Below are 24,190 nucleotides of genomic sequence, written 5' to 3' on the forward strand. Positions count from 1 at the left end.
GCGGCGGGTACCGTGGTCACGGTCCAGACCTCGGACGACGACCTGTTGCGGGCTGAGGACATCGCAAGGAGCTCTAGGTGTTCAATGACATTGGCGCACTCGAGATAGTGGCGCTGGTCGTCCTCGCCGTGCTCATCTTCGGCCCCGACAAGCTGCCGAAGGTCATTCAGGACATCTCCCGCACGATCCGCAAGATCCGCGAGTTCTCGGACAGCGCGAAGGCGGACATACGCGAGGAGCTGGGCCCGGAGTTCAAGGACTTCGAGTTCGAGGATCTGAACCCCAAGAAGTTCATCCGCAAGCAGCTCGACAACGACGAGCTCGGGCTCAAGGAGATCCGTAACGGCTTCGACCTGAAGAAGGAGATGAACGAGGTCGCGGACGCCGTGCACGGCCGTGACAGCGACTCGTCCGACGCCTCTTCGGGAGCCGCCGCCACCACCTCGGCAGGGGCCCGCGTGGACATGCGGAAGAACTCCGCCGAACCCAAGAAGCTCGACTCCGGCGACCGTCCGCCGTTCGACGCGGACGCCACCTAGAGGATCGCCTGAACCGCCGCCGCCGACCGGTGTGGCTATCCTGCCTTGTTGTCCGGCGTGAGGACGCCCGAGGGGGGCGGGCCGCTCCGGACGGACGAGAGCGAGGAGGCGGCCGGTACATGGAGACGACAAGTCGCGTAGGCGCGCAGGCGCCGGCCGCGGACGGCACCGCACAAGCGGTGCCCTCCGCCCGGCGCACGGTCGACGGCTACCTGCTGGCACCCTTCCCCTGGTACGGCCTCGACGAGGCCTTCACGGGGCAGCGCTGGCTGATGCAGGTCGGCTCGACGGCGGACGGTTCCGTGGAGCACGGGTCGATCGGCCACGGTGACGAGCCGTCGGTCCTGGCCGAGGGAAGCCTCGGCAACAGCGACAAGGAGCGCTTCGCGGTGGTGGTGACCGTCGCGGCCAACCCGGTGCGGCGCAGCGCGGACGGCACCGGCCTGCTGGAGGCCACCTCGGTCTCCTCGGCGGCGTGGCTCGCCGGCGTCGGCCTGCTGGCCTACACCTGGCCGGGCCAGATGGACCACAGTCTGCGCGACGACTGGCTGGACCAGCAGACCGAGACGGCCTGGGTCCTCGCGGACGACCTGGAGGGCGCCGACTGGTCGACGCTCTCGCTGCCGGTGGACGGGGTGCCGACGCCGTTCCACTACCGGGAGTCCGAGTACGGGTGGGTGCTCGCCGGTTCCACGGAGGAGGGCGTCCACCTGGGTGCGTATGGGCGCGGCATGAGCGCGTACGGACTCGGCTTCGCCGTGATCCAGGACATCGGGGCGTACGCCTGACGCTCCGCGGGGCGCGTGGTCGGCTGCGGGCGGTCGTGGCTGGTCGCGCAGTTCCCCGCGCCCCTGACGGGGCGCTCGAAGCGAAGCCGCTCAGAACTTGTTGCGCGGCGTGATCCCCAGCGACATGCCCGACAGGCCGCGCTGGCGGCCGCCCAGCTTGCCCGCGATGGTGCGCAGCGCCGAACCGGCGGGGGACTCCGGGTCGGTCAGGACGACCGGCTTGCCCTCGTCGCCGCCCTCGCGCAGGCGGACGTCGATCGGGATGGAGCCGAGGACCGGCACGGTGGCGCCCGTCGTCTTCGTGAGGCCCTCGGCGACCTTCTGGCCGCCGCCCGTGCCGAACACGTCGACCATCTCGCCGCAGTGCGGGCAGGGCAGCCCCGACATGTTCTCGACGACGCCGACGATCTTCTGGTGGGTCTGTACGGCGATGGAACCGGCCCGCTCGGCAACCTCGGCCGCCGCCTGCTGAGGCGTCGTCACGACGAGGATCTCGGCGTTCGGCACCAGCTGCGCCACGGAGATCGCGATGTCGCCGGTGCCCGGCGGCAGGTCGAGGAGGAGCACGTCGAGGTCGCCCCAGAAGACGTCCGCGAGGAACTGCTGGAGGGCGCGGTGCAGCATAGGGCCGCGCCACACGACCGGGGCGTTGCCCGGGGTGAACATGCCGATCGAGATGACCTTCACGCCGTGCGCGGACGGCGGCATGATCATGTTCTCGACCTGGGTGGGCTTGCCGTCGGCGCCCAGCATGCGCGGCACGGAGTGACCGTAGATATCCGCGTCCACGACGCCGACCTTCAGGCCGTCCGCCGCCATCGCGGCCGCGAGGTTCACCGTCACCGAGGACTTGCCGACGCCGCCCTTGCCGGACGCGACCGCGTAGACGCGGGTGAGCGAGCCGGGCTTGGCGAAGGGGACCTCGCGCTCGGCGGTGCCGCCGCGCAGCGCGGACGCCAGCTCCTTGCGCTGCTCGTCGCTCATCACGTCGAGGGTGACGTCGACGCGCGTGACGCCCTCGACGGCGGCGACCGCGTCCGTCACGTTCTTGGTGATCGTCTCGCGCATCGGGCAGCCGGAGACCGTCAGGTACACGGTGACCGCCACCGCCCCGTCGGCGCCGATGTCCACCGATTTGACCATCCCCAACTCGGTGATGGGTCGCTGGATCTCGGGGTCGTTCACCGTCGCCAGTGCTTCACGCACCGCGTCTTCCGTAGCCATACCCCCGATAGTACGGCGGCGCGCAGCGCCGTTCCTTGGAAGGGTGGTGGTGGGCGACGGGTGGGCGTACGGCGCGGTAACCCCGCCCGGGAAAGGGCCGTCAGCGGTCGCCTACGTCACGTCCCCGCGAGCCCTCCGGCGGGAATACGACGCGGTTCTCCGCGCGCTGCCCGTGCCGCTGCTCGTCCAGCTCCTTGACCAGGTCCTGGAGCTCGGAGCGGATCCAGTCGCGGGTCGCGACCTCGCCGAGGCCCATGCGCAGCGAGGCGATCTCCCGGGTGAGGTACTCGGTGTCCGCGATCGACCGCTCGTTCTGTTTGCGGTCCTGTTCGAGGTTGACGCGGTCGCGGTCGTCCTGACGGTTCTGCGCGAGGAGGATCAGCGGAGCTGCGTACGACGCCTGGAGCGAGAGCATCAGCGTGAGGAAGATGAACGGGTACTGGTCGAAGCGCAGGTGGGCCGGGGCCGAGACGTTCCACACCACCCACAGGATGATGACGATCGTCATCCAGACGATGAACCGGCCGGTGCCCAGGAACCGCGCGATCCGCTCCGAGAGCCGCCCGAACGCCTCCGGGTCGTAGTCGGGCAGCAGTCTGGGCCGCGGGGTGCGCGGCTGGTCGAGGCGGAACCGGGGGCTCCGTGGTTCGGCGCGGTTCTCGCGCTCCCGGTCAGCCGCCGCCATGGTCGGCCTCCTCCTCCAGATGGAACTCCGTCTCACGCCAGTCGTCGGGCAGCATGTGGTCCAGCAGGTCGTCCACGGTGACCGCCCCGAGCAGCGCGCCGCCCTCGTCCACGACGGGCGCGGCCACCATGTCGTACGCCGCGAAGAACCCGGCGACGGTGGGCAGCGCGGCACCCGGGGCCAGCGGTTGCAGGTCGTCGTCGAGGATCGAGCCGACGAGCGTGTACGGCGGATCGCGCAGCAGCCGCTGGAAGTGCACGGTCCCCAGGTACTTGCCGGTCGGCGTCTCGTCGGGCGGCCGGCACACGTACACCTGTGCGGCGAGTGCGGGGGAGAGGTCCTGCTGCCGCACCCGCGCCAGGGCGTCGGCGACGGTGGCGTCGGGGCGCAGCACGATCGGCTCGGTCGTCATCAGACCGCCGGCCGTGCGCTCCTCGTACGCCATCAGACGCCGCACGTCGGCCGCGTCGTCGGGCTGCATCAGGGTGAGCAGGCGCTCCTTGTCGTCCTCGGGCAGCTCGGCGAGGAGGTCGGCGGCGTCGTCGGGGTCCATGGCCTCCAGGACGTCGGCGGCGCGTTCCTCCTGGAGCTTGCCGAGGATCTCGATCTGGTCGTCCTCGGGCAGCTCTTCGAGGACGTCGGCGAGCCGGTCGTCGTCGAGGGCGGCGGCCACCTCGGCCCGCCGCTTCGGCGACAGGTGGTGCAGCACGTTGGCGAGGTCGGCGGGGCGCAGCTGTTCGAAGGTGGCCAGCAGGTTCTCCGCGCCCTGCCCGTGCTCCTCCAGGGAGAAGCCGTCGACGGCGGTCCAGTCCACGGTCAGCGTCTCGCCCTTGCGCCGGAAGGTGCCCCCCTTCCCCTTGCGTACGAAGACCCGGTCGATCTCCCAGTCGCGGCGGGCCGGCAGCTGCCGCACCGACACGTCGAGGACGGTGACCTCCTCGCCGGTCTCGACCAGGTGGACCCGGCGGTCGAGCATCTCACCGAGGACCAGCCGCTCGGTGGGCCGCTGCTCGAAGCGCCGCACGTTCAGCACGCCGGTGGTGATGACCTGGCCCGACTCGATGCCGGTGACGCGGGTCATGGGCAGGAAGATGCGGCGCCGGGTGGCCAGCTCGACGACGAGGCCGAGCAGCCGCGGGGGCTTGCGGCCGACGCGCAGGATCGTCACCAGGTCGCGCACCCGCCCCACCTGGTCGCCGTTCGGATCAAAGACGGGGATGCCGGAGAGGTGGGACACGAAGACCTTGGGGGCGCCTGCCGCCATGCGTGCGCCTCCTTCTCGCGAGCGTCTCGCGCGCTGAACCGATTCCTGCCGTTCTGTCCGGCAATACGGGCTTCAGGCTAGCCCGTCCCGGTCGGATACGCCCCGGCGGAGAGTCCGGACGGACTGGCTCCGCTCCGCCGTGCCGGCCCGGGTACGCTGCCGTACTGCCGAAGCCGTAGAGGTCGTCCGCACGAGAGGCAGCGCCCCCTGTGACCGTACTTCCCCTGGTCAGCCGCGCCCGTAGGGCAGCGTTCGTGAGCGCGATGTGCGTGGGCGCGGTCGCGGCGGTCACGAGTCTGGCCGGCTGCGGCGGCAGCACCGAGGATCCGGACGCGGGGACGAACGGCGTCGGGAAGCTCTCGGCGCCGAAGATCCAGAGCAAGTCGACCAGGGTGGCGGAGGCGGCGTCGGCGGTCCGGCTCTCCGGCACGGTGGTGAGCAAGGGGCACACCTACAGCCTGGACATGCGCCTCAAGGCCGAGGGCGGCACCGGCTCGGTCACCTCCAAGGGGCAGACGTTCCAGCTGCTGCGGGTGGGCGAGCAGCTGTTCCTGAAGGCCGACTCGCGGTTCTGGACCCACGACAGCGGCAAGGGCGACGGAACCCCCCAGAAGGACGGGACTCCTCAGCCGGCGGACGAGGCGGCGGCGGCCAAGCTCGACGGCAAGTACGTGAAGGTCCCCAAGGGTGACCCGGCCTACGAACAGTTGAGCGGCTTCACGGACAAGGACGTGCTCCTGGAGGGCATGCTCACCCTGCACGGCGCACTGGCCAAGGGCGAGCGGGGCAAGTCGGGCGCCGTACGCACCATCAGGATCACCGGCGACGAGGGCGCGGGCGGCACGTTGAGCGTGTCCCTGGACGGAAAGCCGTACCCCCTGCGCCTGGACCGGGGCGGCCACGCGGGCACCCTCAAACTCACCGACTGGAACCAGGACTTCCCCCTCCAGGAACCGGACAAGTCCGAGATGGTCGACTACGGCGAGCAGCTCCCGACGTCGTAAGCCCTCCAAAGGGGCAGGGGTCAGCGTCGCTTGCGCTTGAACAGCAACCGGGGAAGCCCCGCAGGCACCGCCTGCCGAGTGGTGACCCCCGTGGCCAACGGCACCGCCGCGAGCGAGTCCGAGGGCAACTCCGTCACCGCCTCACGCGGGGTGAGCCGCACGACGCGGCACTCCGAGGCCCACCGCTGCGGCATCCGCTCCGCGTCCACCGCGTTCAGCCGCTTGCCCTTGAGCTCCGCCACGGCCGCGTCCCACGCCTCCGAGCCCGGCGCGAGCTCCCGCACCTCCGCCGTCCAGGCGATGACCCGGCCGCCCTTGTCCTTGCTGCGTACGGTCACCTCGGCGAGCCCGCCGTCCACGAGCCCCGGCAGCGGCTGCTCGCCGGGCCCGTCACCGACGAGGCACGCGGCGCCCTCGTGCCAGACGTGCCAGAGCGCCCGCTCGGGGGAGCCCTCGCCCCGCACCCAGATGAGGCCGGACTTCTTGGTGGCCTCCTCGATGAGGGCGGGGCCGAGCAGCGCGTCAGCAGTCATGACGGCAGCCTATCGAGTGACGGCCGGGGCGAGCCGCCCCGTCACGGCTCACAGCCAGCCGTTGCGCTTCAGCGTCCGGTGGATCGCGAAGCAGACGCCGCCGATGAGGGCGAGCACCATCGGGTACCCGAACCGCCAGTGCAGTTCGGGCATGTGGTCGAAGTTCATGCCGTAGACCCCGCAGACCGCCGTCGGCACGGCGATGATCGCCGCCCACGAGGTGATCTTGCGCATGTCCTCGTTCTGGGCGACGGCGGCCTGCGCGAGGTTGGCCTGGAGGATCGAGTTGAGCAGTTCGTCGAAGCCGACGACCTGCTCCTGGACGCGCGTCAGGTGGTCGGCGACGTCACGGAAGTACTTCTGGATGTCGGGGTCGACCAGCCGCATGGGCCGCTCACTGAGCAGCTGCATCGGGCGCAGCAGCGGCGCGACGGCCCGCTTGAACTCCAGGACCTCGCGCTTGAGCTGGTAGATCCGCCCGGCGTCGACCCCGCGCGCGGACCCCTTGCCCTTGCTCGGCGCGGAGAAGACCTCGGTCTCGACGTCGTCGATGTCGTCCTGCATCGCGTCGGCGACCGCGAGGTAGCCGTCGACGACGTGGTCGGCGATGGTGTGCAGGACGGCGGAGGGCCCCTTGGCGAGCAGCTCAGGGTCCTCCTGGAGGCGCCGGCGCAGCGCGCGCAGCGAGCCGTGTCCGCCGTGCCGGACGGTGATGAAGAAGTCCCGGCCGGTGAAGCACATCACCTCGCCGGTCTCCACGACCTCACTGGTCGCGGTGAGTTCGGCGTGCTCCACGTAGTGGATGGTCTTGAAGACCGTGAACAGCGTGTCGTCGTACCGCTCCAGCTTGGGCCGCTGGTGCGCGTGGACGGCGTCCTCCACGGCGAGCGGGTGCAGCCCGAACTCGGCGGCGATACCGGCGAATTCGGCCTCGGTCGGCTCGTGCAGGCCGATCCAGGCGAAGCCGCCCTGGCGGCGCACCTCCAGCATCGCCTCGTGCGGGGAGAGGGCGTCGGCGCACTCCATGCGCCGCCCGTCGCGATAGACCGCGCAGTCGACGACGGCGGACGCGGCGTCACGGGTGGCGTCGTAGGAGGAGTAGGGGGAGGTGCCGTCCTTGCGCAGGGAGGGGCGGACGGCGGCACGAAGGTCGCGGATCATCGACATGGGCAGGCTCCTTGTGAGGGAGGCCGCCTACGACGGTTGGAACTGCCCGGAATGGGGACGTCCTGCTACGGGATGTTTGGCACGTCCACAAAGCGGGGAGCACCGCACCGTCGCGGTGGCAGCTTCGCTACTGACACAGATCAGAGAACTCAGACAGATCAGGTGGAAACGAAGTGCTCTTCCGTCGCACCCGGCACGACAAACGCATGCGGTGCATGCGGCGCGTGCCTGTGCTTGTGCAGCTACCGAGCTGCGTGATTCACCGGGCGGAAGAGCGGGTGGTACTGCACGGTCGACTTCGGTCCATTGCAGCCCCACCTCCTCCGGCCGGTCCCCCGTAAGGGAAGTCCCATGCGCCCTCTGCGCCCGTGGCGCAAAGTCAGTGTCTGTCCGCAGGGCTTGAAAGCGACGCTTCTGCGTGCTGCCCTGGGCCAGCGGCCAACACTATCAGCCGACCGCAGTGTCAAGCTGCCGCTTTGCCTTTCACTGACGAGTTCTATGCTCGCGTCATGGTTGATGTTCTTGCGCTGGTCGAGGCCCGATACCGCACTGGCCTCGGGGAGCCGGACGCGCGCGCCGCGGTGACCTTCCTCGGCACCGACCGGATCGAAGTGCTGCGCTTCACGGACGGCGACGTAGTGCGCTACGCCACGCTCGGTATGTCCGCCCAGCCGATGACCGATCCCACCGCCGCGCTCGCCGACCCCGTCAAGGGTCCGCGCGCCGAGCTCGTGCTCTCCGTACGCGCGGGAGTCGCCGACACGGACAAGGTGCTGCGGCCCCTCGCGGTGCTGGCGGCCTCGCCGCAGGTCGAGGGCCTGGTCGTGGCGCCCGGCGCCTCGCTGGACGTCGGCGACCCGCTGTGGCCGGGCGCGCCCTTCACCTCGGTCCTGGTCGCGGAGTCCGGCGGCCTGTTGGAGGACCTGGAGCTCGACGCCCCGATGGATCCCGTACGGTTCCTGCCGCTGCTGCCCATGACGCCGAACGAGGCGGCCTGGAAGCGGGTGCACGGCGCCGCGGCTCTCCAGGAGCGCTGGCTGAACAGCGGGACGGACTTGCGCGACCCTCTGCGCAAGTCCGTGTCCCTGGACTGAACGACCGCACGCGCGGCCTCAGTTGGCGAAGACGCCGACGCCGTCCTCCGTGGCGTGCTGCGGCTCCAGCTCCTCGGCCTCGCGGGTGAGGGAGGCGCGGCGTACCCAGACCACGACCGCGCCGAGCACCGCCGTGACGGCCGCGACGACGAACGGGATGTGGATGTCGCTCCACTCCTCGATCTTCGGCGCGAAGAAGGGCGCGGCGGCCGCGGCGAACCACCGGACGAAGTTGTAGCCGGCGCTGGCCACGGGACGAGGCGCGTCGGAGACGCCGAGGGCCAGCTCGGTGTAGACGGTGTTGTTCACGCCGATGAAGGCGCCGGACAGGATCGTGCAGACGATGGCCGCGGTGTGGTCGCCGTACCCGAGCACCAGCACGTCCACGGCGAGCAGCACCAGCGAACCGCCGAGCACCTTCAGGGACCCGAACCGTGCCTGGAGCCGGGGCGCGACGAGCACCGAGAAGACCGCGAGCAGCACACCCCAGGCGAAGAAGACGGCGCCCGACTTGTACGGGGTCATGTCCAGCACGAACGGCGTGAACGCCAGCACGGTGAAGAACGTGTAGTTGTAGAAGAAGGCCGAGGCCGCCGCCGAGGCGAGCCCGCCGTGGCCGAGGGCCTTGAGGGGGTCGAGCAGGGACGTCTTCCTGGCGGGCCTCGGCTGTTCCTTGAGGAACGCGGTGACGCAGAGGAAGCCGATCGCCATCAGCACCGCGGTGCCGAAGAACGGATAGCGCCAGCTGGCGTCACCGAGCAGCGCGCCGACCAGGGGGCCGCAGGCCATGCCGAGGCCGAGCGCCGACTCGTACAGCAGGATCGCGGCCGCGCTGCCCCCGGCCGCCGCGCCGACGATCACGGCGAGGGCGGTCGACACGAAGAGCGCGTTGCCGAGGCCCCAGCCCGCGCGGAACCCGACGAGTTCACCGACCGAGCCGGAGGTGCCGGACAGGCCCGCGAAGACCACGACGAGCGCGAGGCCGAGGAGCAGCGTCTTCTTGCCGCCGATGCGGCTGGAGACGAAGCCGGTCACCAGCATGGCGAGGGCCGTGATCAGGAAGTACGAGGTGAAGAGGAGGGAGACCTGACCGGCGCTCGCGTCCAGGCCCTCGGCGATGGAGGGCAGGATGGGGTCGACGAGCCCGATGCCCATGAAGGCGACGACGGAGGCGCCCGCCGTGGCCCACACCGCCTTCGGTTGCCGCAGGATGCCACCTGCCCCGGCGTCGAACGGGTCCCCTTCGGCGGGGCCTCCTGTCCTGCTGTTCATACAGCCGCTCCTTCGCTTTCCTTACTCGGGCGAGTTCGTTGACGTATGCATATATTAAGTTAGATAGACTAAAGAGTGCAAGCTACATTTAAATTTCTCCGGTGACAGGGCCACCGGACGGGTGATCGTCCTTGACGGACCGACGACCGAAGAGGACCGTTGGTCGCTATGAGGGGCGAACCCAGTTGCCCGAAGTGTGGTGGCCGGGTCAGGGCTCCCGGTCTCTTTGCCGACTCCTGGCAGTGCGACGTGCACGGCACCGTGCACCCGCTTCAACCCGTGATCCCGCCCAGCGTCGAGGCCCTCCAGGTCGTGGTGCACCGCGCGCAGGTCCCGGTGTGGATGCCATGGCCCCTGCCGGTCGGCTGGCTGTTCACCGGTGTGGCGTGCGCGGGCGACGACAGGAGCGGTGGTCGCGCGACCGCGGTGGCCTGTTCGGGCCCCGCGCCGCTCGGCGGCGTCGGCGAACTGGTCCTGGTCGCCGAGGAACTGGGCATCGGCCTCGGCGCGCGGTACGCGGGCGTCGACGGCCCCGACCCCGGCCCCTACCTGAGCGTGGACCAGCCGGCGCACGCCAAGGTCCACGCCGCCGGTCGGCCCACGCCGCTGTGGCACGTGTCCGGGACGCCGGACGACCGCGCCGTCTTCGCGGGCGAGGCGCGGGGCCTGTGGCTGTGGGCCATCGCGTGGCCCGAGCAGTCGGGACTCCTGATGTACGACGAGCTGGTACTCACCGATTTGCGGGACGCGGGCGCCGAGGTGGACCTGCTGCCGTGCGGGGCGCTGTCGCCCCGGCTGCTCACGCCGTGAGGCAGGGCCCGCCGGGCCGCGCGGGGGTGAGCGATGCCTCTTCCGGGGCGGGCGGGGGAGTGTTCGATTCCCGTTATCCTTGAGCGTCCTTATCCTTGGGCGTCCCCTTCGTCATCCTTGAGCGTTCCCTTCGTCCGCCCCTCCGCCCCGTCAGAGCCTGGAGTCAGCGCCGTGCGCATCGATCTGCACACTCACTCCACCGCCTCCGACGGCACGGACACCCCGGCCGAACTGGTGCGGAACGCGTCGGCCGCCGGTCTCGACGTCGTCGCCCTGACCGACCACGACACGACGCGCGGCTACGCGCAAGCGATCGCCGCGCTGCCCTGCGGCCTGACCCTCGTCACGGGCGCCGAACTCTCCTGCCGTCTCGACGGCGTGGGGCTGCACCTGCTGGCGTACCTCTTCGACCCCGAGGAGCCGGAGCTCGCCCGCGAGCGCGAGCTGGTGCGCGACGACCGGGTGCCGCGCGCGAAGACGATGATCGGCAAGCTCCAGGGGCTCGGCGTGGACGTGACCTGGGAGCACGTCGCACGGATCGCGGGGGACGGCTCGGTCGGCCGCCCGCACATCGCCGAGGCGCTCGTCGAGCTGGGTGTCGTGCCCACCGTCTCCGACGCCTTCACGCCCGAGTGGCTCGCCGACGGCGGCCGCGCGTACGCCGAGAAGCACGAGCTGGGCCCCTTCGATGCGATCCGCCTGGTGAAGGCGGCCGGCGGTGTCACCGTCTTCGCGCACCCCGCCGCCGCCAAGCGCGGCCAGGTCGTGCCGGAGAGCGCGATAGCCGAACTCGCGGCGGCGGGTCTGGACGGCATCGAGGCCGATCACATGGATCACCTGCCTCAGACGCGCACCCGGCTGCACGGCCTCGCCGCTGACCTCGGCCTGCTGGTCACCGGCTCCAGCGACTACCACGGCAGCCGCAAGACCTGCGTACTCGGGGAGTTCACCACCGATCCCGAGGTCTACGGCGAGATCACGCGCCGGGCCACCGGGGCGTTCCCCGTGCCCGGGGCGGGCGGAAGCCGCAGCGGCACGGCCGCGTAACGCACCGCGCGCACCGCGGGCACCACGCACACCGCGCGCACCCTCTTTTCCTCCTTCGCTCCACCGTTCCCGTGTTCCGTGCCGGTGGCCGACGTGCCCTGTGCATGGCGGCGTCCGGTGCGGTTCCTTCGTACGACTCTCTGCAAGGCATCACTGTGTTCGACGTCGCCGTTTTCGGATCCCTTTTTCTCACGCTTTTTGTGATCATGGACCCCCCTGGGATCACCCCGATCTTCCTGGGCCTGACCGCGGGCCGCCCCGCCAAGGTCCAGCAGCGGATGGCCTTCCAGGCCGTCTGTGTCGCCTTCGGCGTGATCGCCGTCTTCGGCCTCGTGGGCCATCAGATCCTCGACTACCTGCACGTGTCCGTTCCGGCGCTGATGATCGCGGGCGGGCTCCTGCTGCTGCTCATCGCGCTCGACCTGCTCACCGGCAAGACGGACGAGCCGAAGCAGACCAAGGACGTCAACGTCGCGCTGGTCCCGCTCGGCATGCCGCTGCTCGCCGGGCCCGGCGCGATCGTCTCGGTGATCCTCGCCGTCCAGAACGCCGACAGTGTCGGTACGCAGCTCTCCGTCTGGTCGGCGATCGTGGCGATGCACGTGGTGCTGTGGCTGGTGATGCGGTATTCGCTGCTGATCATCCGCGTCATCAAGGACGGCGGCGTGGTGCTCGTGACGCGGCTCGCGGGCATGATGCTGTCCGCCATCGCGGTCCAACAGATCATCAACGGCGTGATGCAGGTGATCGACGGGGCGTGAGGTCCCGCCGTCCCGCCCTGGGGGGGGCGGACACACGAAGGGCCCCCGTACGGCTTTCGTACGGGGGCCCTACGACGACCGGGTCGTCCTGCGTTATGAGGCCGAGGACTCGGCCGGTCGGATGTAGATGCGCTGGCCTATCGCTGCGGCCTGCTGCACGATCCGATTGACGGAGGCGGCGTCCACGACGGTGCTGTCCACGGCGTTGCCGTCGACGTCGTCGAGTCGCATGATTTCGAAGCGCATGAGGCTTCTCCCTTCGTCTGGTCATCCTCCTGAAGGAGAACTACTGGAGATGGCCAGGCTGTTTCCCGGCCATGAAGTGTCGGTTGCGGGCTCCCGTGCCCGCGTTCCTGATGGGTACAACGAGTTGCCCCGTGCAAACATTCCCTACGCTAAGGAAATTTTTCGAGTACCTAATTACCCGCGAGTAGCGGCACCAGTTGTGTTCGCTGTGTGACCGGCGGGAGACTGGGTTCCCTATGAACAACGTCGAACACGGCGCAGCCGACCATGGTGCCGCCGACCATGGCACAGCCGACCATGGCACAGCCGACCACGGCGCCGCCGGGCACATCAGCGCTCAGCTGGAGCGCGCCAACGGGCTGCTCGAACGCGTGCTCGCGGAGGTGGCGAAGACCCCGTCCACGCACGCGATCTTCGTCGACGCCGGGTACCTTTACGCGGCCGCGGGCCGGCTCGCCGCGGGCACCGAGGACCGGCGGTCCTTCGACCTCGACGCCGAGGGCCTCATCGAGGCGCTCATCGACAAGGCCCGCACGATCTTCGCGGACAGCCGGTTGCTGCGCGTCTACTGGTACGACGGGGCCAGGCGCCGCATCCACACCACCGAACAGCAGTCGATCGCGGAGCTGCCCGACGTCAAGGTCAGGCTCGGCAACCTGAACGCCAACAATCAGCAGAAGGGCGTCGACTCCCTCATCCGCAGCGACCTGGAGTCCCTGGCCCGGCACCGCGCCATCAGCGACGCGGCGCTCATCGGTGGCGACGAGGACCTCGTCTCGGCGGTCGAGGCGGCGCAGGGGTACGGCGCGCGGGTCCATCTGTGGGGCATCGAGGCACCCGACGGACGCAACCAGGCGGAGCCGCTGCTCTGGGAGGTCGACAGCCAGCGGACGTTCGACCTCGACTTCTTCAAGCCGTACGTGTCCCGGCGCGCCGCCACCCCGACGTACGAGGCGGGGCCCGCCGCGCAGCGGCCCACGCGCGAGGACGTCCGCTTCGTCGGCGCGCAGATCGCCGCGAAGTGGCTCGCGGCGCGGGGGCGGGAGGCGCTGGTGGGGCTGCTGCCCGGTCACCCGTACCTGCCGGGGTCGGTGGACCAGGAGCTGCTGGTGGAGGCGGAGCGGATGCTGCAGTACTCGCTGCGGGGCCAGTCCGATCTGCGCAGGGCGCTGCGGGACGGATTCTGGGACCACCTGCGGACGCAGTACTGAAACTAGCCGTCCCGGCGGTGGCCGAGGCCGTCCCAGAAGCCGGTCAGGGCGGCAGCCGTCTCCTTCGGGCGGTCGGTGTTGGGGGAGTGCTCGGCGCCGGTGATCACCGTGCGGTGGGCGCGCAGGCGGTGTGCCATGTCGTCCAGGAGCGGCACGGGCCAGGTGTCGTCACGCTCGCCCGAGATGACGTGCTTGGGCAGCCCGGTGTCGGCGAGTTCCGCCACGCGGTCCGGCTCCGTGGAGAGCTGCCCGCCGGTCGCGATGAGCTGGGCGGGGTTGTGCCGCAGCCAGCGGGCGCGCAGGGCCGCGCTGTCGTCGCCGCCGTCCGCGAGGGCGCCGCCGGTGTCGGTGTCCTCCGGGGGCGGCGGCGCCATGGCCTGCATGGCCTGCCACACCTCCTCCATCGAGAGCACCGCGAGGGCGTCGGCCAGCATCTTGGCGCGGGCCTGCTGGGCCGGGGTGATCGCGGCGGGGCCCGAGGACATCAGCGTGAGCGAGGCGAAGGCGCCGGGGTCCAGGAGCACGGCGGCGCGGGCGATCTGGCCGCCGAGGGAGTGACCGACGAGGTGGGGCGGGACCGGCGCCGCCAGGGCCGCCGTCTGCGTCAGTACGTCGCGGGCCAACTCGCCCTGGGCGTACGCCGATTGGTCGTCCGGCCCCGGTGACTCGTACTGCCCCCGGCCGTCCACGGCCACGGCGCGGTAACCGGCGGTGGCCAGGGGTTCCAGGAGGGCGATGAAGTCCTCCTTGCTGCCGGTGAAGCCGGGGAGCAGGAGGGCGGTCCCGTTGACCTGGGCGCCCTCGGGCGGAAGCGCGTCGAGGACGGCGAAGTCGCCGCGGGCGGTGTGGAGGACGCGGGCGGTCGTGCACGGGGGCGGCGTGAAGGTGGGAGGCCTGCTCATGGGGCGAGGCTAACGGGTTCTGGTGGCGGGGCCCCGGGCGGGTTCTCGGGCGTGGGCGTGGGCGTAGGCGTGGGTCGGCGGGGCCCGGGATTTGGGTGGCCGTTTCCGCCGCTGCGCGACGGGGGCTCTCCCACCCACCCGCCCGTCACCCCGGGGGGTACCGGGCGGCTTCGTGACTCCGCGGCTTCGTGCTTCGTGCCGGGAACGCGCGAAGGCCCGCCCCTGGTGAGGGGCGGGCCTTCGGCGGTGCGGAAGGGCGGAGGCTCAGCTCTCCGCGGACTTCACGGGCTCCGCCTTCTTGCGCGTGCGGCGGCGCGGGGCCGCGACAGGCGCCTCGGCCTCGGTCACGTCCGCGACCGGGGCGGCGGCCGCCTTGCGCGTACGGCGACGCGGCTTCGGCTCCTCCGTCGACTGCGCGGGGATCTCGGCCTCGACGACGGGCTCGGCGGCCTTGCGGGTACGCCGCTTCGGCTTTTCCTCGACCGGGGTCTCGGCCTCGGTGTCAGCCACGGGCTCGGCGGCCTTGCGGGTACGACGCTTGGGCTTCTCGGCGGCCGGGGCGTCGACCTCGGTCACCGTCTCCGCGGCCTTGCGTGTACGGCGCTTGGGCTTGTCCTCGACCGGAGCTTCGGCTGCGGCGTCGGCGACGGGCTCGGCGGCCTTGCGGGTGCGGCGCTTGGGCTTTTCCTCGACCGGGGCCTCGGCCTCGGTGTCAGCCACGGGCTCGGCGGCCTTGCGGGTACGACGCTTGGGCTTCTCGGCGGCCGGGGCGTCGACCTCGGTCACCGTCTCCGCGGCCTTGCGTGTACGGCGCTTGGGCTTGTCCTCGACCGGAGCTTCGGCTGGGGCGTCGGCGACGGGCTCGGCGGCCTTGCGGGTGCGGCGCTTGGGCTTTTCCTCAACCGGGGTCTCGGCCTCGGTGTCAGCCACGGGCTCGGCGGTCTTCCGCGTACGGCGCTTGGGCTTCTCGGCAACCGGAGCCGGGGCGTCCGCCTCGGTCACCGTCTCCGCGGCCTTGCGTGTACGGCGCTTCGGCTTCTCCTCGACCGGAGCTTCGGCTGCGGCGTCGGCGACGGGCTCGGCGGTCTTCCGCGTACGCCGCTTCGGCTTCTCCGCGGCCGGAGCCTCCGGCTCGGCGACGGGGGCCTTCGGCTCCGCGGCCGGGGCCTCGGGCTCCGTGACGGTCGTCTCGGCGGCGGTCACCGCTTCGGCGGCGGCGCCACCACGCGTCCGGCGGCGGCGACGCGGGGTGCGCGCCTCCGTCGGCTCGGCGGCGGCCGGAGCGGACTCCTCGACGACCGGAGCGGTGGCCGTGGCCGTCGACGCCGAGGCCGTGCCCGTGTTCTCCAGGGGGAACCCGCACGCGTGCGCCGACGGCGTCGCGGCGTACGCGCGGGGCGCTCCCGCTCGGCCGACGCGGAACCCGGACCCGAAGCGGAACCAGAACCACCGGAACGGTCACGGTCACGGTCGCGACCGCGGTCACGGTCTCGGTCCTGCGAACGGCCGCCGCGGCCGCCACGGCCACGCCCGCCGGTCTCGCCGAGGTCCTCGATCTCCTCCGCGCCCAGACCCGCACGGGTCCGCTCGGCACGCGGCAGAACACCCTTGGTGCCCGCCGGGATGTTCAGCTCCTCGTACAGGTGCGGGGAGCTGGAGTACGTCTCGACCGGGTCGTTGAAGCCCAGGTCCAGCGCCTTGTTGATCAGCTGCCAGCGCGGGATGTCGTCCCAGTCGACCAGCGTGATCGCGATGCCCTTGGCGCCCGCGCGGCCGGTGCGGCCGATGCGGTGGAGGTACGTCTTCTCGTCCTCCGGCGACTGGTAGTTGATGACGTGCGTGACGCCCTCGACGTCGATGCCGCGGGCGGCGACGTCGGTGCAGACGAGCACGTCCACCTTGCCGTTGCGGAACGCCCGCAGGGCCTGCTCGCGCGCGCCCTGGCCGAGGTCGCCGTGCACGGCGCCGGAGGCGAAGCCGCGCTTCTCCAGCTGCTCGGCGATGTCGGCGGCGGTGCGCTTGGTGCGGCAGAAGACCATCGCGAGCCCACGGCCGTCGGCCTGGAGGATGCGGGAGATCATCTCCGGCTTGTCCATGTTGTGCGCGCGGTAGACGAACTGCGCGGTGTTCGCGACGGTCTGGCCCTCGTCGTCCGGCGCGGTGGCGCGGATGTGCGTGGGCTGCGACATGTAGCGGCGGGCGAGGCCGATGACCGCGCCCGGCATGGTCGCCGAGAACAGCATCGTCTGACGCTTCGGCGGCAGCATGTTGATGATCCGCTCGACGTCGGGCAGGAAGCCCAGGTCGAGCATCTCGTCGGCCTCGTCGAGGACGAGGCACTTGACGTGCTTGAGGTCGAGCTTGCGCTGGCCCGCGAGGTCGAGCAGACGACCGGGGGTGCCGACGACGATGTCGATGCCCTTCTTGAGGGCCTCGACCTGTGGTTCGTAGGCGCGGCCGCCGTATATGGCGAGGACGCGGACGTTGCGCGCCTTGCCGGCGGTCAGGAGGTCGTTCGTCACCTGCTGGCAGAGCTCGCGGGTGGGGACGACGATGAGGGCCTGCGGCGCCTCGGTCAGCTGCTCGGGCTTCGCGCGGCCCGCCTCGACGTCGGCGGGGACGATCACGCGCTCCAGGAGCGGGAGTCCAAAGCCGAGCGTCTTGCCGGTGCCGGTCTTGGCCTGGCCGATGACGTCCTTGCCCGAAAGGGCGACGGGGAGCGTCATCTCCTGGATGGGGAAGGGGTTGATGATGCCGACGGCTTCAAGGGCTTCGGCTGTCTCGGGAAGAATCCCGAGCTCTCGGAAAGTCGTAGTCAGGGCTATGCCTCTTCTGTGAGACGCGGCGTGAGGCGAACGCTGGGGGTCGTGACCGTGCCACTACCGCCGGCTGCTGGGGGGCTTGCCGGGGGCGCGGGACCACTGCCTGCGCTCGAGCGCTCTTACCGCTGAGGTTCCCTCCTCGTGCCGTACGCATCTGCGCGTACCGCCCGGAGGGCTGTCGGGTCGGAGCCGATCGGGCCACCGACCGGGCATCCTCATTCATACGGCCCGTCGAATATTCGGCAGGCGCTTTACCACTGTACCCCGGAATCCCGCAGGCGTGTCCGGCGAATTCGTCACATGGTCGTGGTCACAGTGACTGACCAGGGCCTTACGCCTTACGGCAAGCGGGCTATTGTGCGCTTCATGGAGACGCCTGACATCCCCGCCGAATCCGCCCCCGAGACCCCCGCCGAAGTCACCGGAGTCGCTGCCCAGGACTGGGCGAAAGCTTCCGCCGAGCCCCACTACCGCGCCGCGGTCGTCGACCTGCTCGGCGCGCTCGCCTACGGGGAGCTCGCGGCGTTCGAGAGGCTCGCGGAGGACGCGAAGCTGGCGCCGACCCTCGGCGACAAGGCGGAGCTGGCGAAGATGGCGTCGGCGGAGTTCCACCATTTCGAGCAGTTGCGGGACCGGCTCTCGGCGATCGGCGCGGAGCCGACCGAGGCCATGGAGCCCTTTGTGGCGGCGCTCGACGGTTTCCACCGGCAGACCGCGCCGTCCGACTGGCTGGAGGGCCTCGTCAAGGCGTACGTCGGCGACTCGATCGCCAGTGACTTCTACCGCGAGGTGGCGGCCCGGCTCGACGCCGACACGCGCGAGCTGGTCCTCGCCGTCCTCGACGACACCGGGCACGCGAGCTTCGCCGTGGAGAAGGTGCGGGCCGCGATCGAGGCGGACCCGCGCGTCGGCGGGCGGCTCGCCCTGTGGGCGCGGCGGCTGATGGGCGAGGCGCTCTCGCAGTCGCAGCGGGTGGTCGCGGACCGGGACGCGCTCTCCACCATGCTGGTGGGCGGCGTCGCGGACGGGTTCGACCTCGCCGAGGTCGGGCGGATGTTCTCCCGGATCACCGAGGCGCACACCAAGCGGATGGCCGCCCTGGGGCTGGCCGCCTGAGGTCGGGTGTGCCGGTGCGGGGCGTCTTGCGCTGAGCGCGCAGTTCCCCCCGCCCCTGCGGGGCGCCCCCGCGCGCCCCGGTCACGCCGTCGCTGAGCGGTGCATTCCGGCTCGGGACGGGCGGATCAGCAGGGACAGCAGGGCCACCGAGACGGTCACCGCTCCCAGCATCACCGCGGGGGCGTGGCCGGAGCCCAGTGCCATGTGGGTGATGAAGGCGCCGATGAGGGCGCCGGCGGGGCCTGTCGACAGGACCAGGCTGCGCGCGGGCAGCCGGTGCGCCAGTCGGTGGGCCGCGGCCCAGGCCAGCGCGAGGCCCAGCAAGGTGGACCCGAGTGCTTCCAGAATCACGGTGGTGCCCTCCTTCGCGGCCAGGTGCAAATCGGTCGTAGCCGGTCTACCCCCGGCAGCCGGAACGCAACCCTCCATGACCCGGTGGCCCCGCTGTCACCCCGTACACCACACAAGTCACGCAAGTCCGTATGCCACACACGTACGAGGACGTACGAGTACGGCCCGGTGGTTGAAGAACCACCGGGCCGTACTCGTACGCTCGTATGCGCGTCCTGAGCGGAGCGTTCTACAGGGCGCTGAAGCCCACCTTGCGCGCCGTGGGCTCGCCGAGCTCCACATACGCGAGGCGGTCGGCCGGAACCAGGACCTTGCGGCCGTGGTCGTCCACGAGGCTCAGCAGCGGCGACTTGCCGGTCAGCGCCTCGGACACCGCGTGCTCGATTTCCTCGGCGCTCTGGCCGCTCTCCAGCACGATCTCGCGGGGCGCGTACTGCACGCCGATCTTGACCTCCACGGCTTTGTCCCTCCGACGGTCAGACTGTGCGCGGCCGTCCGCGCCGTACCCAGCACACATTAGCCCGGTGAGGGGACGTGGACGGCCGCTGCCGTGCACGCCGGTAGCGAACACGGAACGGGAACAAAAGAGGCGGCGGCCGGGGTGGGGCGTCAGTGGCCCTCGGTGCCGTGCAGGGGGAAGCCCGCGATACCGCGCCAGGCGAGCGAGGTGAGCAGTTCCACCGCCTTGTCGCGCGGAACCGTGCTGCCGCTGGCCAGCCAGTAACGGGCGACCACCTGCGAATACCCGCCGAGGCCCACGGCCAGGAGCATCGCCTCGTCGCGCGGCAGGCCGGTGTCCTCGGCGATGACCTCGCAGATCGCCTCGGCGCACTGGAGGGTGACGCGGTCGACGCGCTCGCGGACCGCGGCCTCGTTCGTCAGGTCCGACTCGAAGACCAGCCGGAAGGCGCCGCCCTCGTTCTCGACGTACGCGAAGTAGGCGTCCATCGTCGCCGCGACGCGCAGCTTGTTGTCCGTGGTGGACGCGAGAGCGGTGCGCACCGACTGGAGCAGCGACTCGCAGTGCTGGTCGAGCAGGGCCAGATAGAGGTCGAGCTTGCCGGGAAAGTGCTGGTAGAGCACCGGCTTGCTGACTCCGGCGCGCTCGGCGATGTCGTCCATCGCGGCCGCGTGGTAACCCTGTGCGACGAAAACTTCCTGGGCCGCGCCGAGAAGTTGATTGCGTCGGGCACGACGCGGCAGGCGGGTGCCCCGCGGGCGTGCCGCCTCTGTCTGCTCGATGGCTGTCACGCCGCCTCCCAAATCGTCCGGTGTGCGGTGAGCGCCGCGCCGCCATCGTACTTTTCGGTAACAGCGATGTGTGCGGTGCGGGCGCAGAATTTCACGGACTGGACCGCCGCAGAAGCGCTTCGCGGCGGTGCGTAGCGGGGCAAACACGGTCAGGCCGTGTCGGCCGCCGCTCTGGGGGACGGCTCAGCGGTAGTCGTCCTCGTCGAGATCGACCACGCGGGCCTGCTCGGCGAGGTCCGCCTCGTTGGCGGCGTTCGGGTCGGCGTCCTTCAGTGAGTCGTCCCTGCGCGGGGCGAGATCGGCCTGCTGCTCGGCGGTGTCGGCCTCCGGGGCCTCCACGTCCGCCTCGGCTGCGCTCGCGTCCTCGTCCGGCTCGAAGGTCTCGGGGTCGGTCGGGTCGACACTCATGTGTGGCTCTCTCTTCCCTTGCGGTACTGGCGGCCCTTCGTGGTGCGAGTGCCCTCTTCGCCCGCTTTCTATGAGCGTAGGAGACACCCGGATGTGGCGCTACGCGATCCATGCGCGATCCCGTGTGCGATCCGCGGGCCGTCCCGTGCGAAACCCGTGGGCCATCTGTGACGGCGAACACGTGAGCTGGCGCGTGATCGTCTCGTAACATTGCCGCATGTCTTCGACCGAGCTGCCGAATCTGCTGGCCGCCACCGCCGCGCCGAAGCCCGGTGCCGTCGCGGTCGCGGAGGGTGAGCGGCTCGGCTCGGTCGGGCTGCCGGGGCTCACGCTGACCGTGCGTTCGCGGCCCTCGGTCCGCGGCGGGCTCCCGCCCGCCCTGTTCGTGCACGGGCTCGGCGGCTCCTCGCAGAACTGGTCGGCCCTGATGCCGTTCCTTGACGACGTCGTCGACTGCGAGGCCATCGACCTGCCGGGGTTCGGTGACTCACCGCCACCGGACGACGGGAACTACTCGATCACCGGGCACGCCCGCGCGGTCATCCGTTATCTCGACGCCCGCGCCCGCGGGCCCGTCCACCTCATCGGGAACTCGCTGGGCGGCGCCATCACCACGCGCGTCGCCGCGGTGCGGCCCGATCTCGTCCGCACCCTGACGCTGGTCTCGCCCGCGCTGCCCGAGCTGCGGGTGCAGCGCACAGCGGTGCCGACCGGGCTGCTCGCGGTGCCGGGAGTCGCCGGGCTGTTCACGCGGCTCACCAGGGACTGGACCGCCGAGCAGCGGGTGCGCGGGGTCATGGGGCTCTGTTACGGCGACCCTGCCAAGGTCACGCCGGAAGGTTTCAGCGCGGCGGTCCGCGAGATGGAGCGCCGGCTCCAGCTCCCCTATTTCTGGGACGCGATGGCGCGCTCGGCGCGCGGGGTCGTGGACGCGTACACGCTGGGCGGGCAGCACGGGCTGTGGCGGCAGGCCGAGCGGGTGCTCGCGCCGACCCTGCTGGTGTACGGCGCGCGGGACCTCCTCGTCTCGTACCGCATGGCGCGCAAGGCGGCCGCGGCGTTCCGCGACTCGCGGCTGCTCACGCTGACCGAGGTGGGGCACGTGGCGATGATGGAGGACCCGCAGAGCGTGGCCACGGCCTTCCGTGAACTCCTCTACGACGTGGGGGAGTTGAGTGTGACGCGGGGCGGTTCGGGGGTGGCCCGCTCTCCTGAGGCTGATGGCGCCGGTGAGAGCGGTGGTGGCAGTGGTGGCAGTGGTGGCACCGCTGCCGGTGGTGCCAGTGCTGCCGGTGGTACTCGTGACGCCCGCACGGGTTCGGGGAGCTGAGGCGGAGCGTGGGACGACACAGCCGCCGCGGCCCGGCAGCCAACGCTGACAACACGAGCACCACGGGTACGCCGCGGGCGCGGGGCGCCGGGGGCGGTGCGGGCGGCCAGCCCGGCGCCCAGCCCAGGACCCAGCCAGGGCCGGGCACGGGGCGTCGCAGGCGGGCGTCCGGGGGCGACGGGGCGTCTTCACAAGGGGCGCCTGTGGGCGGGGCGCCTGGTCATGGGGCTTCCGTTCATGGGGCGCCGGCCCAGGGCATGCCGCTGTCCGGGGAGTTGACGCATGGGGCGGCTGCTGATGGGGCTCCTGGGCGCGGCGAGCCCGTGCGCGGGGTGCAGGCGGACGACACGCCCGCGCACGGCGCTCCCGGGTGCGGCGCTCCCGGGTATGGAACGCCCGCGCACGGCACGCCCGCTCAGGGAGGCCCCGAGCATGGTGCTCCAGGGCACGGCACTCCCGCTCAGGGAGGCCCCGAGCATGGTGCTCCAGGGCACGGCACGCCCGCTCAGGGAGGCCCCGAGCATGGTGCTCCAGGGCACGGGGCGGCTGCCGATGGGGGTTCCGGGCATGGAACGCCTGTGCGTGAGGTGCCCGCTCACGGCGCCGCCGGGGCCGGGTCCACCGGGCATGAAGCACCCGGGCACGGTGCTGCCGGGCTTGGGGCCACCGGCCACGAAATCTCCGGGCATGGCGGTACGCCCGCGCCCGGCACGCCCACTCACGGAACGCCCCCCCACGGTGCCCCCGGCCATGGCACGCCCGCGCCCGAGGTTCCCGGGCATGGCGCGCCCACGTCCCCTGTCCCCGCCCCCGGAGCGCCCGCGCACGAGGCGCCGGCTGACGGTGGCCACGGGGCCGGGACCCCCGGGCACGAAGCCCCCGCGCACGAAGCCCCCACGCACGAAGCCCCCAAGCCCGGCGCCCCCGGCTCCGTGGCCCCCACGCACGAAGCCCCCAAGCCCGGCGCCCCCGGCTCCGTGGCCCCCGCGCACGAAGCCCCCAAGCCCGGCACCGTCGACCATGAAAGTCTCAGTACCCCCCAGTCACCGCCACCGCCCGAAGCCCCGCAGGTTCGCGGTGGGCATCCGGAGCAGCGGGAGGCCGGTGGCGGGTGGGGTCACGCTGCCGGGCGCGGGGGGTTGCCGCGGCCGCCTCGCGGTCGGCGGAGGCGGCCAGGGCCCCGCCAGGACTACGTGGAGGCCTTCCCCGAGGGCGACCCGGCGGCCGCGGCCGCCGGGCCGGGCGCGCCGCCGGCCCGCGATCCGTACGCCTCCGTCACCGACTGGAACGACAGCCCCGCGCACCGCGATGACTCCCCCGGCGGCGACAGTGGCGACCGCAGCGTCAAGAAGGGCGGCGGGCGGGCCCGCGTCCTCACCGGCATCGCGGCCGCCGCGGTGACCACCGTCCTCGCGGTCGTCGTGGCGGGCCAGGTCGCCGACGGCACCGACGACGCCGATGTTCACCCTCAGGCCGCCCCCGGCGGTGGCCCGCGCGACACCGAGGACCCCGCCTCACGCTCCGACGAGCGGCCGCCGCCGCCCACGGCGCCTCTCAAGGGACCGAAAGCGGCCCCGGTGACGTACGACCAGAAAATGGCCAAGAAATACCCGCTGGACGCCGAACTCAAGGCCTCCGGTGACTTCGAGGTGATTCCCGGATTCGACAAGGCGCCCGGAAAGGGGCAGCTCTACCGCTACCGCGTCGACGTCGAGCAGGGGCTCGGTCTGGACGGCACCCTTTTCGCGCAGGCAGTACAGAAAACCCTGAACGACGACCGGAGTTGGGCGCATGGCGGAGCCCGCGCCTTCGAGCGGATCTCGTCGGGAAAGCCTGATTTCGTCATCACGCTGGCGAGCCCCGGGACGACCGCCGCATGGTGCGCGAAATCCGGCCTGGATACGACCGAGGACAATGTCTCGTGCGATTCCGCGGCGACGGAACGCGTGATGATCAATGCCTTTCGGTGGGCGCAGGGCGCCAAGACCTACGGCGATGCCGTCAAGAAGAAGTACGGCAGCGCCATTTTCCCGTACCGCCAGATGCTGATCAACCACGAGGTCGGGCACCGGCTCGGCTTCAATCACACGGACTGCACGGAGGACGGCCAACTCGCGCCGGTCATGCAGCAGCAGACCAAGTTCCTCAACCACGACGGGATCAAGTGCAAGGCCAACCCCTGGGCGTTCCCCAAGAGTTGAGTCGGGCGCCGAGGCCGGTCGAGGCGGACGCTTTGACATCTGCCGGAAGTTCGTTCATATTTCTGCGCATGTCGAACCGTCACGCCCCTTCGAGCGCCGCCATCGAGCGCGCGCTGCTCGGCGTGACCGCGCTCTGCGTGGCCGACATCCACTGTTGCTGACGC

The 24,190-nt window shown here is 71.3% G+C and carries 24 protein-coding genes and 1 pseudogene; 12 read left to right on the plus strand and 13 right to left on the minus strand.

The window, feature by feature from the left end:
* Window positions 1-77 precede the first annotated feature (77 nt).
* A complete protein-coding gene (locus ACOBQB_RS34675) occupies window positions 78-539 on the plus strand; it encodes a sec-independent translocase (RefSeq protein ID WP_423597526.1) in 462 nt (153 codons plus the stop codon).
* Between the two features lie 119 nt (window positions 540-658).
* Window positions 659-1,327: a hypothetical protein gene (locus tag ACOBQB_RS34680; RefSeq protein WP_423597528.1), complete on the plus strand. Its 669-nt coding sequence runs from the start codon at window positions 659-661 to the stop codon at window positions 1,325-1,327.
* 90 nt (window positions 1,328-1,417) lie between these two features.
* On the opposite strand, the gene ACOBQB_RS34685 is transcribed toward ACOBQB_RS34680, so the two are convergent.
* The 3 genes from ACOBQB_RS34685 to ACOBQB_RS34695 all read right to left on the minus strand — a co-directional run bounded on the left by ACOBQB_RS34685 (window position 1,418) and on the right by ACOBQB_RS34695 (window position 4,500).
* The gene (locus tag ACOBQB_RS34685; protein ID WP_205038926.1) at window positions 1,418-2,551 is read right to left on the minus strand and encodes an Mrp/NBP35 family ATP-binding protein; all 1,134 of its coding nucleotides are present in this window, start codon (window positions 2,549-2,551) and stop codon (window positions 1,418-1,420) included.
* 100 nt (window positions 2,552-2,651) lie between these two features.
* Window positions 2,652-3,236 carry a DUF1003 domain-containing protein gene (locus tag ACOBQB_RS34690; RefSeq protein ID WP_423597530.1) on the minus strand — a complete coding sequence of 195 codons (585 nt, stop codon included), beginning with the start codon at window positions 3,234-3,236 and terminating at the stop codon, window positions 2,652-2,654.
* Window positions 3,223-4,500: a magnesium transporter MgtE N-terminal domain-containing protein gene (locus tag ACOBQB_RS34695; RefSeq protein WP_423597532.1), complete on the minus strand. Its 1,278-nt coding sequence runs from the start codon at window positions 4,498-4,500 to the stop codon at window positions 3,223-3,225. Before ACOBQB_RS34695 ends, ACOBQB_RS34690 begins: the two co-directional genes overlap by 14 nt.
* A gap of 263 nt (window positions 4,501-4,763) precedes the next feature.
* Here ACOBQB_RS34695 and ACOBQB_RS34700 point away from each other — a divergent pair, with 263 nt between their 5' ends.
* The gene (locus ACOBQB_RS34700) at window positions 4,764-5,504 is read left to right on the plus strand and encodes a hypothetical protein (protein WP_423598959.1); all 741 of its coding nucleotides are present in this window, start codon (window positions 4,764-4,766) and stop codon (window positions 5,502-5,504) included.
* 20 nt (window positions 5,505-5,524) lie between these two features.
* Here ACOBQB_RS34700 and ACOBQB_RS34705 read toward each other — a convergent pair whose 3' ends face one another.
* Window positions 5,525-6,037 (minus strand): hypothetical protein, encoded by a 513-nt coding sequence (locus tag ACOBQB_RS34705; RefSeq protein WP_423597534.1) that lies wholly within the window; start codon window positions 6,035-6,037, stop codon window positions 5,525-5,527.
* 48 nt (window positions 6,038-6,085) lie between these two features.
* A complete protein-coding gene (locus ACOBQB_RS34710) occupies window positions 6,086-7,204 on the minus strand; it encodes a magnesium and cobalt transport protein CorA (protein ID WP_423597536.1) in 1,119 nt (372 codons plus the stop codon).
* Window positions 7,205-7,713: 509 nt separating this feature from the next.
* Between ACOBQB_RS34710 and ACOBQB_RS34715 the strand changes: the two genes are divergently transcribed.
* A complete protein-coding gene (locus tag ACOBQB_RS34715; protein ID WP_423597538.1) occupies window positions 7,714-8,298 on the plus strand; it encodes a suppressor of fused domain protein in 585 nt (194 codons plus the stop codon).
* 18 nt (window positions 8,299-8,316) lie between these two features.
* On the opposite strand, the gene ACOBQB_RS34720 is transcribed toward ACOBQB_RS34715, so the two are convergent.
* Entirely contained in the window at window positions 8,317-9,570 is a 1,254-nt protein-coding gene (locus ACOBQB_RS34720; protein ID WP_423597540.1) for an MFS transporter, read from the minus strand.
* Between the two features lie 168 nt (window positions 9,571-9,738).
* Here ACOBQB_RS34720 and ACOBQB_RS34725 point away from each other — a divergent pair, with 168 nt between their 5' ends.
* From ACOBQB_RS34725 to ACOBQB_RS34735, 3 genes are all read left to right on the plus strand, one after another.
* Window positions 9,739-10,380, plus strand: a complete 642-nt coding sequence (locus ACOBQB_RS34725) for a DUF6758 family protein (protein WP_423597542.1) — start codon at window positions 9,739-9,741, stop codon at window positions 10,378-10,380.
* 171 nt (window positions 10,381-10,551) lie between these two features.
* A complete protein-coding gene (locus tag ACOBQB_RS34730; RefSeq protein ID WP_423597544.1) occupies window positions 10,552-11,427 on the plus strand; it encodes a PHP domain-containing protein in 876 nt (291 codons plus the stop codon).
* Between the two features lie 155 nt (window positions 11,428-11,582).
* Entirely contained in the window at window positions 11,583-12,188 is a 606-nt protein-coding gene (locus tag ACOBQB_RS34735) for a MarC family protein (RefSeq protein ID WP_423597546.1), read from the plus strand.
* 93 nt (window positions 12,189-12,281) lie between these two features.
* Here ACOBQB_RS34735 and ACOBQB_RS34740 read toward each other — a convergent pair whose 3' ends face one another.
* Window positions 12,282-12,434, minus strand: coding sequence for a hypothetical protein (locus tag ACOBQB_RS34740; protein ID WP_162933566.1), 153 nt, complete (start codon window positions 12,432-12,434; stop codon window positions 12,282-12,284).
* Window positions 12,435-12,670: 236 nt separating this feature from the next.
* Here ACOBQB_RS34740 and ACOBQB_RS34745 point away from each other — a divergent pair, with 236 nt between their 5' ends.
* Window positions 12,671-13,645, plus strand: coding sequence for an NYN domain-containing protein (locus ACOBQB_RS34745; RefSeq protein WP_423597548.1), 975 nt, complete (start codon window positions 12,671-12,673; stop codon window positions 13,643-13,645).
* A 2-nt stretch (window positions 13,646-13,647) separates the two neighbouring features.
* Here ACOBQB_RS34745 and ACOBQB_RS34750 read toward each other — a convergent pair whose 3' ends face one another.
* Both ACOBQB_RS34750 and ACOBQB_RS34755 read right to left on the minus strand, forming a co-directional pair.
* Entirely contained in the window at window positions 13,648-14,547 is a 900-nt protein-coding gene (locus ACOBQB_RS34750) for an alpha/beta fold hydrolase (RefSeq protein ID WP_423597550.1), read from the minus strand.
* 264 nt (window positions 14,548-14,811) lie between these two features.
* Window positions 14,812-17,273 (minus strand): annotated as a pseudogene (locus ACOBQB_RS34755) (DEAD/DEAH box helicase).
* A 453-nt stretch (window positions 17,274-17,726) separates the two neighbouring features.
* Here ACOBQB_RS34755 and ACOBQB_RS34760 point away from each other — a divergent pair.
* The gene (locus ACOBQB_RS34760) at window positions 17,727-18,485 is read left to right on the plus strand and encodes a ferritin-like fold-containing protein (RefSeq protein WP_423598961.1); all 759 of its coding nucleotides are present in this window, start codon (window positions 17,727-17,729) and stop codon (window positions 18,483-18,485) included.
* 81 nt (window positions 18,486-18,566) lie between these two features.
* Here the strand turns inward: ACOBQB_RS34760 and ACOBQB_RS34765 are convergent, their stop codons facing one another.
* The 4 genes from ACOBQB_RS34765 to ACOBQB_RS34780 all read right to left on the minus strand — a co-directional run bounded on the left by ACOBQB_RS34765 (window position 18,567) and on the right by ACOBQB_RS34780 (window position 20,495).
* Window positions 18,567-18,836 carry a hypothetical protein gene (locus ACOBQB_RS34765; RefSeq protein ID WP_423597552.1) on the minus strand — a complete coding sequence of 90 codons (270 nt, stop codon included), beginning with the start codon at window positions 18,834-18,836 and terminating at the stop codon, window positions 18,567-18,569.
* Between the two features lie 229 nt (window positions 18,837-19,065).
* Window positions 19,066-19,293, minus strand: a complete 228-nt coding sequence (locus ACOBQB_RS34770; protein WP_194138286.1) for a DUF3107 domain-containing protein — start codon at window positions 19,291-19,293, stop codon at window positions 19,066-19,068.
* A gap of 152 nt (window positions 19,294-19,445) precedes the next feature.
* The gene (locus ACOBQB_RS34775; protein WP_205040194.1) at window positions 19,446-20,087 is read right to left on the minus strand and encodes a TetR/AcrR family transcriptional regulator; all 642 of its coding nucleotides are present in this window, start codon (window positions 20,085-20,087) and stop codon (window positions 19,446-19,448) included.
* Window positions 20,088-20,270: 183 nt separating this feature from the next.
* A complete protein-coding gene (locus ACOBQB_RS34780) occupies window positions 20,271-20,495 on the minus strand; it encodes a hypothetical protein (protein WP_423597555.1) in 225 nt (74 codons plus the stop codon).
* Between the two features lie 217 nt (window positions 20,496-20,712).
* Here ACOBQB_RS34780 and ACOBQB_RS34785 point away from each other — a divergent pair, with 217 nt between their 5' ends.
* From ACOBQB_RS34785 to ACOBQB_RS34795, 3 genes are all read left to right on the plus strand, one after another.
* On the plus strand, window positions 20,713-21,825 hold the full coding sequence (locus ACOBQB_RS34785; RefSeq protein WP_423597557.1) for an alpha/beta fold hydrolase: 1,113 nt from the start codon (window positions 20,713-20,715) through the stop codon (window positions 21,823-21,825).
* Between the two features lie 932 nt (window positions 21,826-22,757).
* Entirely contained in the window at window positions 22,758-24,026 is a 1,269-nt protein-coding gene (locus ACOBQB_RS34790) for a DUF3152 domain-containing protein (RefSeq protein WP_423597559.1), read from the plus strand.
* 68 nt (window positions 24,027-24,094) lie between these two features.
* The gene (locus ACOBQB_RS34795; protein WP_423597561.1) at window positions 24,095-24,187 is read left to right on the plus strand and encodes an Ms4533A family Cys-rich leader peptide; all 93 of its coding nucleotides are present in this window, start codon (window positions 24,095-24,097) and stop codon (window positions 24,185-24,187) included.
* The last annotated feature ends 3 nt before the right edge of the window (window positions 24,188-24,190 follow it).

Source organism: Streptomyces sp. G5(2025), assembly GCF_049542075.1.
Classification (GTDB): Bacteria; Actinomycetota; Actinomycetes; order Streptomycetales; family Streptomycetaceae; genus Streptomyces.

Bases quoted from the DNA above. Each gene is read 5' to 3' on its own strand.
- ACOBQB_RS34680 (WP_423597528.1), top strand. From the start codon at position 659: ATGGAGACGACAAGTCGCGTAGGCGCGCAGGCGCCGGCCGCGGACGGC.
- ACOBQB_RS34685 (WP_205038926.1), bottom strand. From the start codon at position 2,551: ATGGCTACGGAAGACGCGGTGCGTGAAGCACTGGCGACGGTGAACGAC.
- ACOBQB_RS34690 (WP_423597530.1), bottom strand. From the start codon at position 3,236: ATGGCGGCGGCTGACCGGGAGCGCGAGAACCGCGCCGAACCACGGAGC.
- ACOBQB_RS34695 (WP_423597532.1), bottom strand. From the start codon at position 4,500: ATGGCGGCAGGCGCCCCCAAGGTCTTCGTGTCCCACCTCTCCGGCATC.
- ACOBQB_RS34700 (WP_423598959.1), top strand. From the start codon at position 4,764: ATGTGCGTGGGCGCGGTCGCGGCGGTCACGAGTCTGGCCGGCTGCGGC.
- ACOBQB_RS34705 (WP_423597534.1), bottom strand. From the start codon at position 6,037: ATGACTGCTGACGCGCTGCTCGGCCCCGCCCTCATCGAGGAGGCCACC.
- ACOBQB_RS34710 (WP_423597536.1), bottom strand. From the start codon at position 7,204: ATGTCGATGATCCGCGACCTTCGTGCCGCCGTCCGCCCCTCCCTGCGC.
- ACOBQB_RS34715 (WP_423597538.1), top strand. From the start codon at position 7,714: ATGGTTGATGTTCTTGCGCTGGTCGAGGCCCGATACCGCACTGGCCTC.
- ACOBQB_RS34720 (WP_423597540.1), bottom strand. From the start codon at position 9,570: ATGAACAGCAGGACAGGAGGCCCCGCCGAAGGGGACCCGTTCGACGCC.
- ACOBQB_RS34725 (WP_423597542.1), top strand. From the start codon at position 9,739: ATGAGGGGCGAACCCAGTTGCCCGAAGTGTGGTGGCCGGGTCAGGGCT.
- ACOBQB_RS34740 (WP_162933566.1), bottom strand. From the start codon at position 12,434: ATGCGCTTCGAAATCATGCGACTCGACGACGTCGACGGCAACGCCGTG.
- ACOBQB_RS34745 (WP_423597548.1), top strand. From the start codon at position 12,671: ATGAACAACGTCGAACACGGCGCAGCCGACCATGGTGCCGCCGACCAT.
- ACOBQB_RS34750 (WP_423597550.1), bottom strand. From the start codon at position 14,547: ATGAGCAGGCCTCCCACCTTCACGCCGCCCCCGTGCACGACCGCCCGC.
- ACOBQB_RS34780 (WP_423597555.1), bottom strand. From the start codon at position 20,495: ATGAGTGTCGACCCGACCGACCCCGAGACCTTCGAGCCGGACGAGGAC.
- ACOBQB_RS34785 (WP_423597557.1), top strand. From the start codon at position 20,713: ATGTCTTCGACCGAGCTGCCGAATCTGCTGGCCGCCACCGCCGCGCCG.
- ACOBQB_RS34795 (WP_423597561.1), top strand. From the start codon at position 24,095: ATGTCGAACCGTCACGCCCCTTCGAGCGCCGCCATCGAGCGCGCGCTG.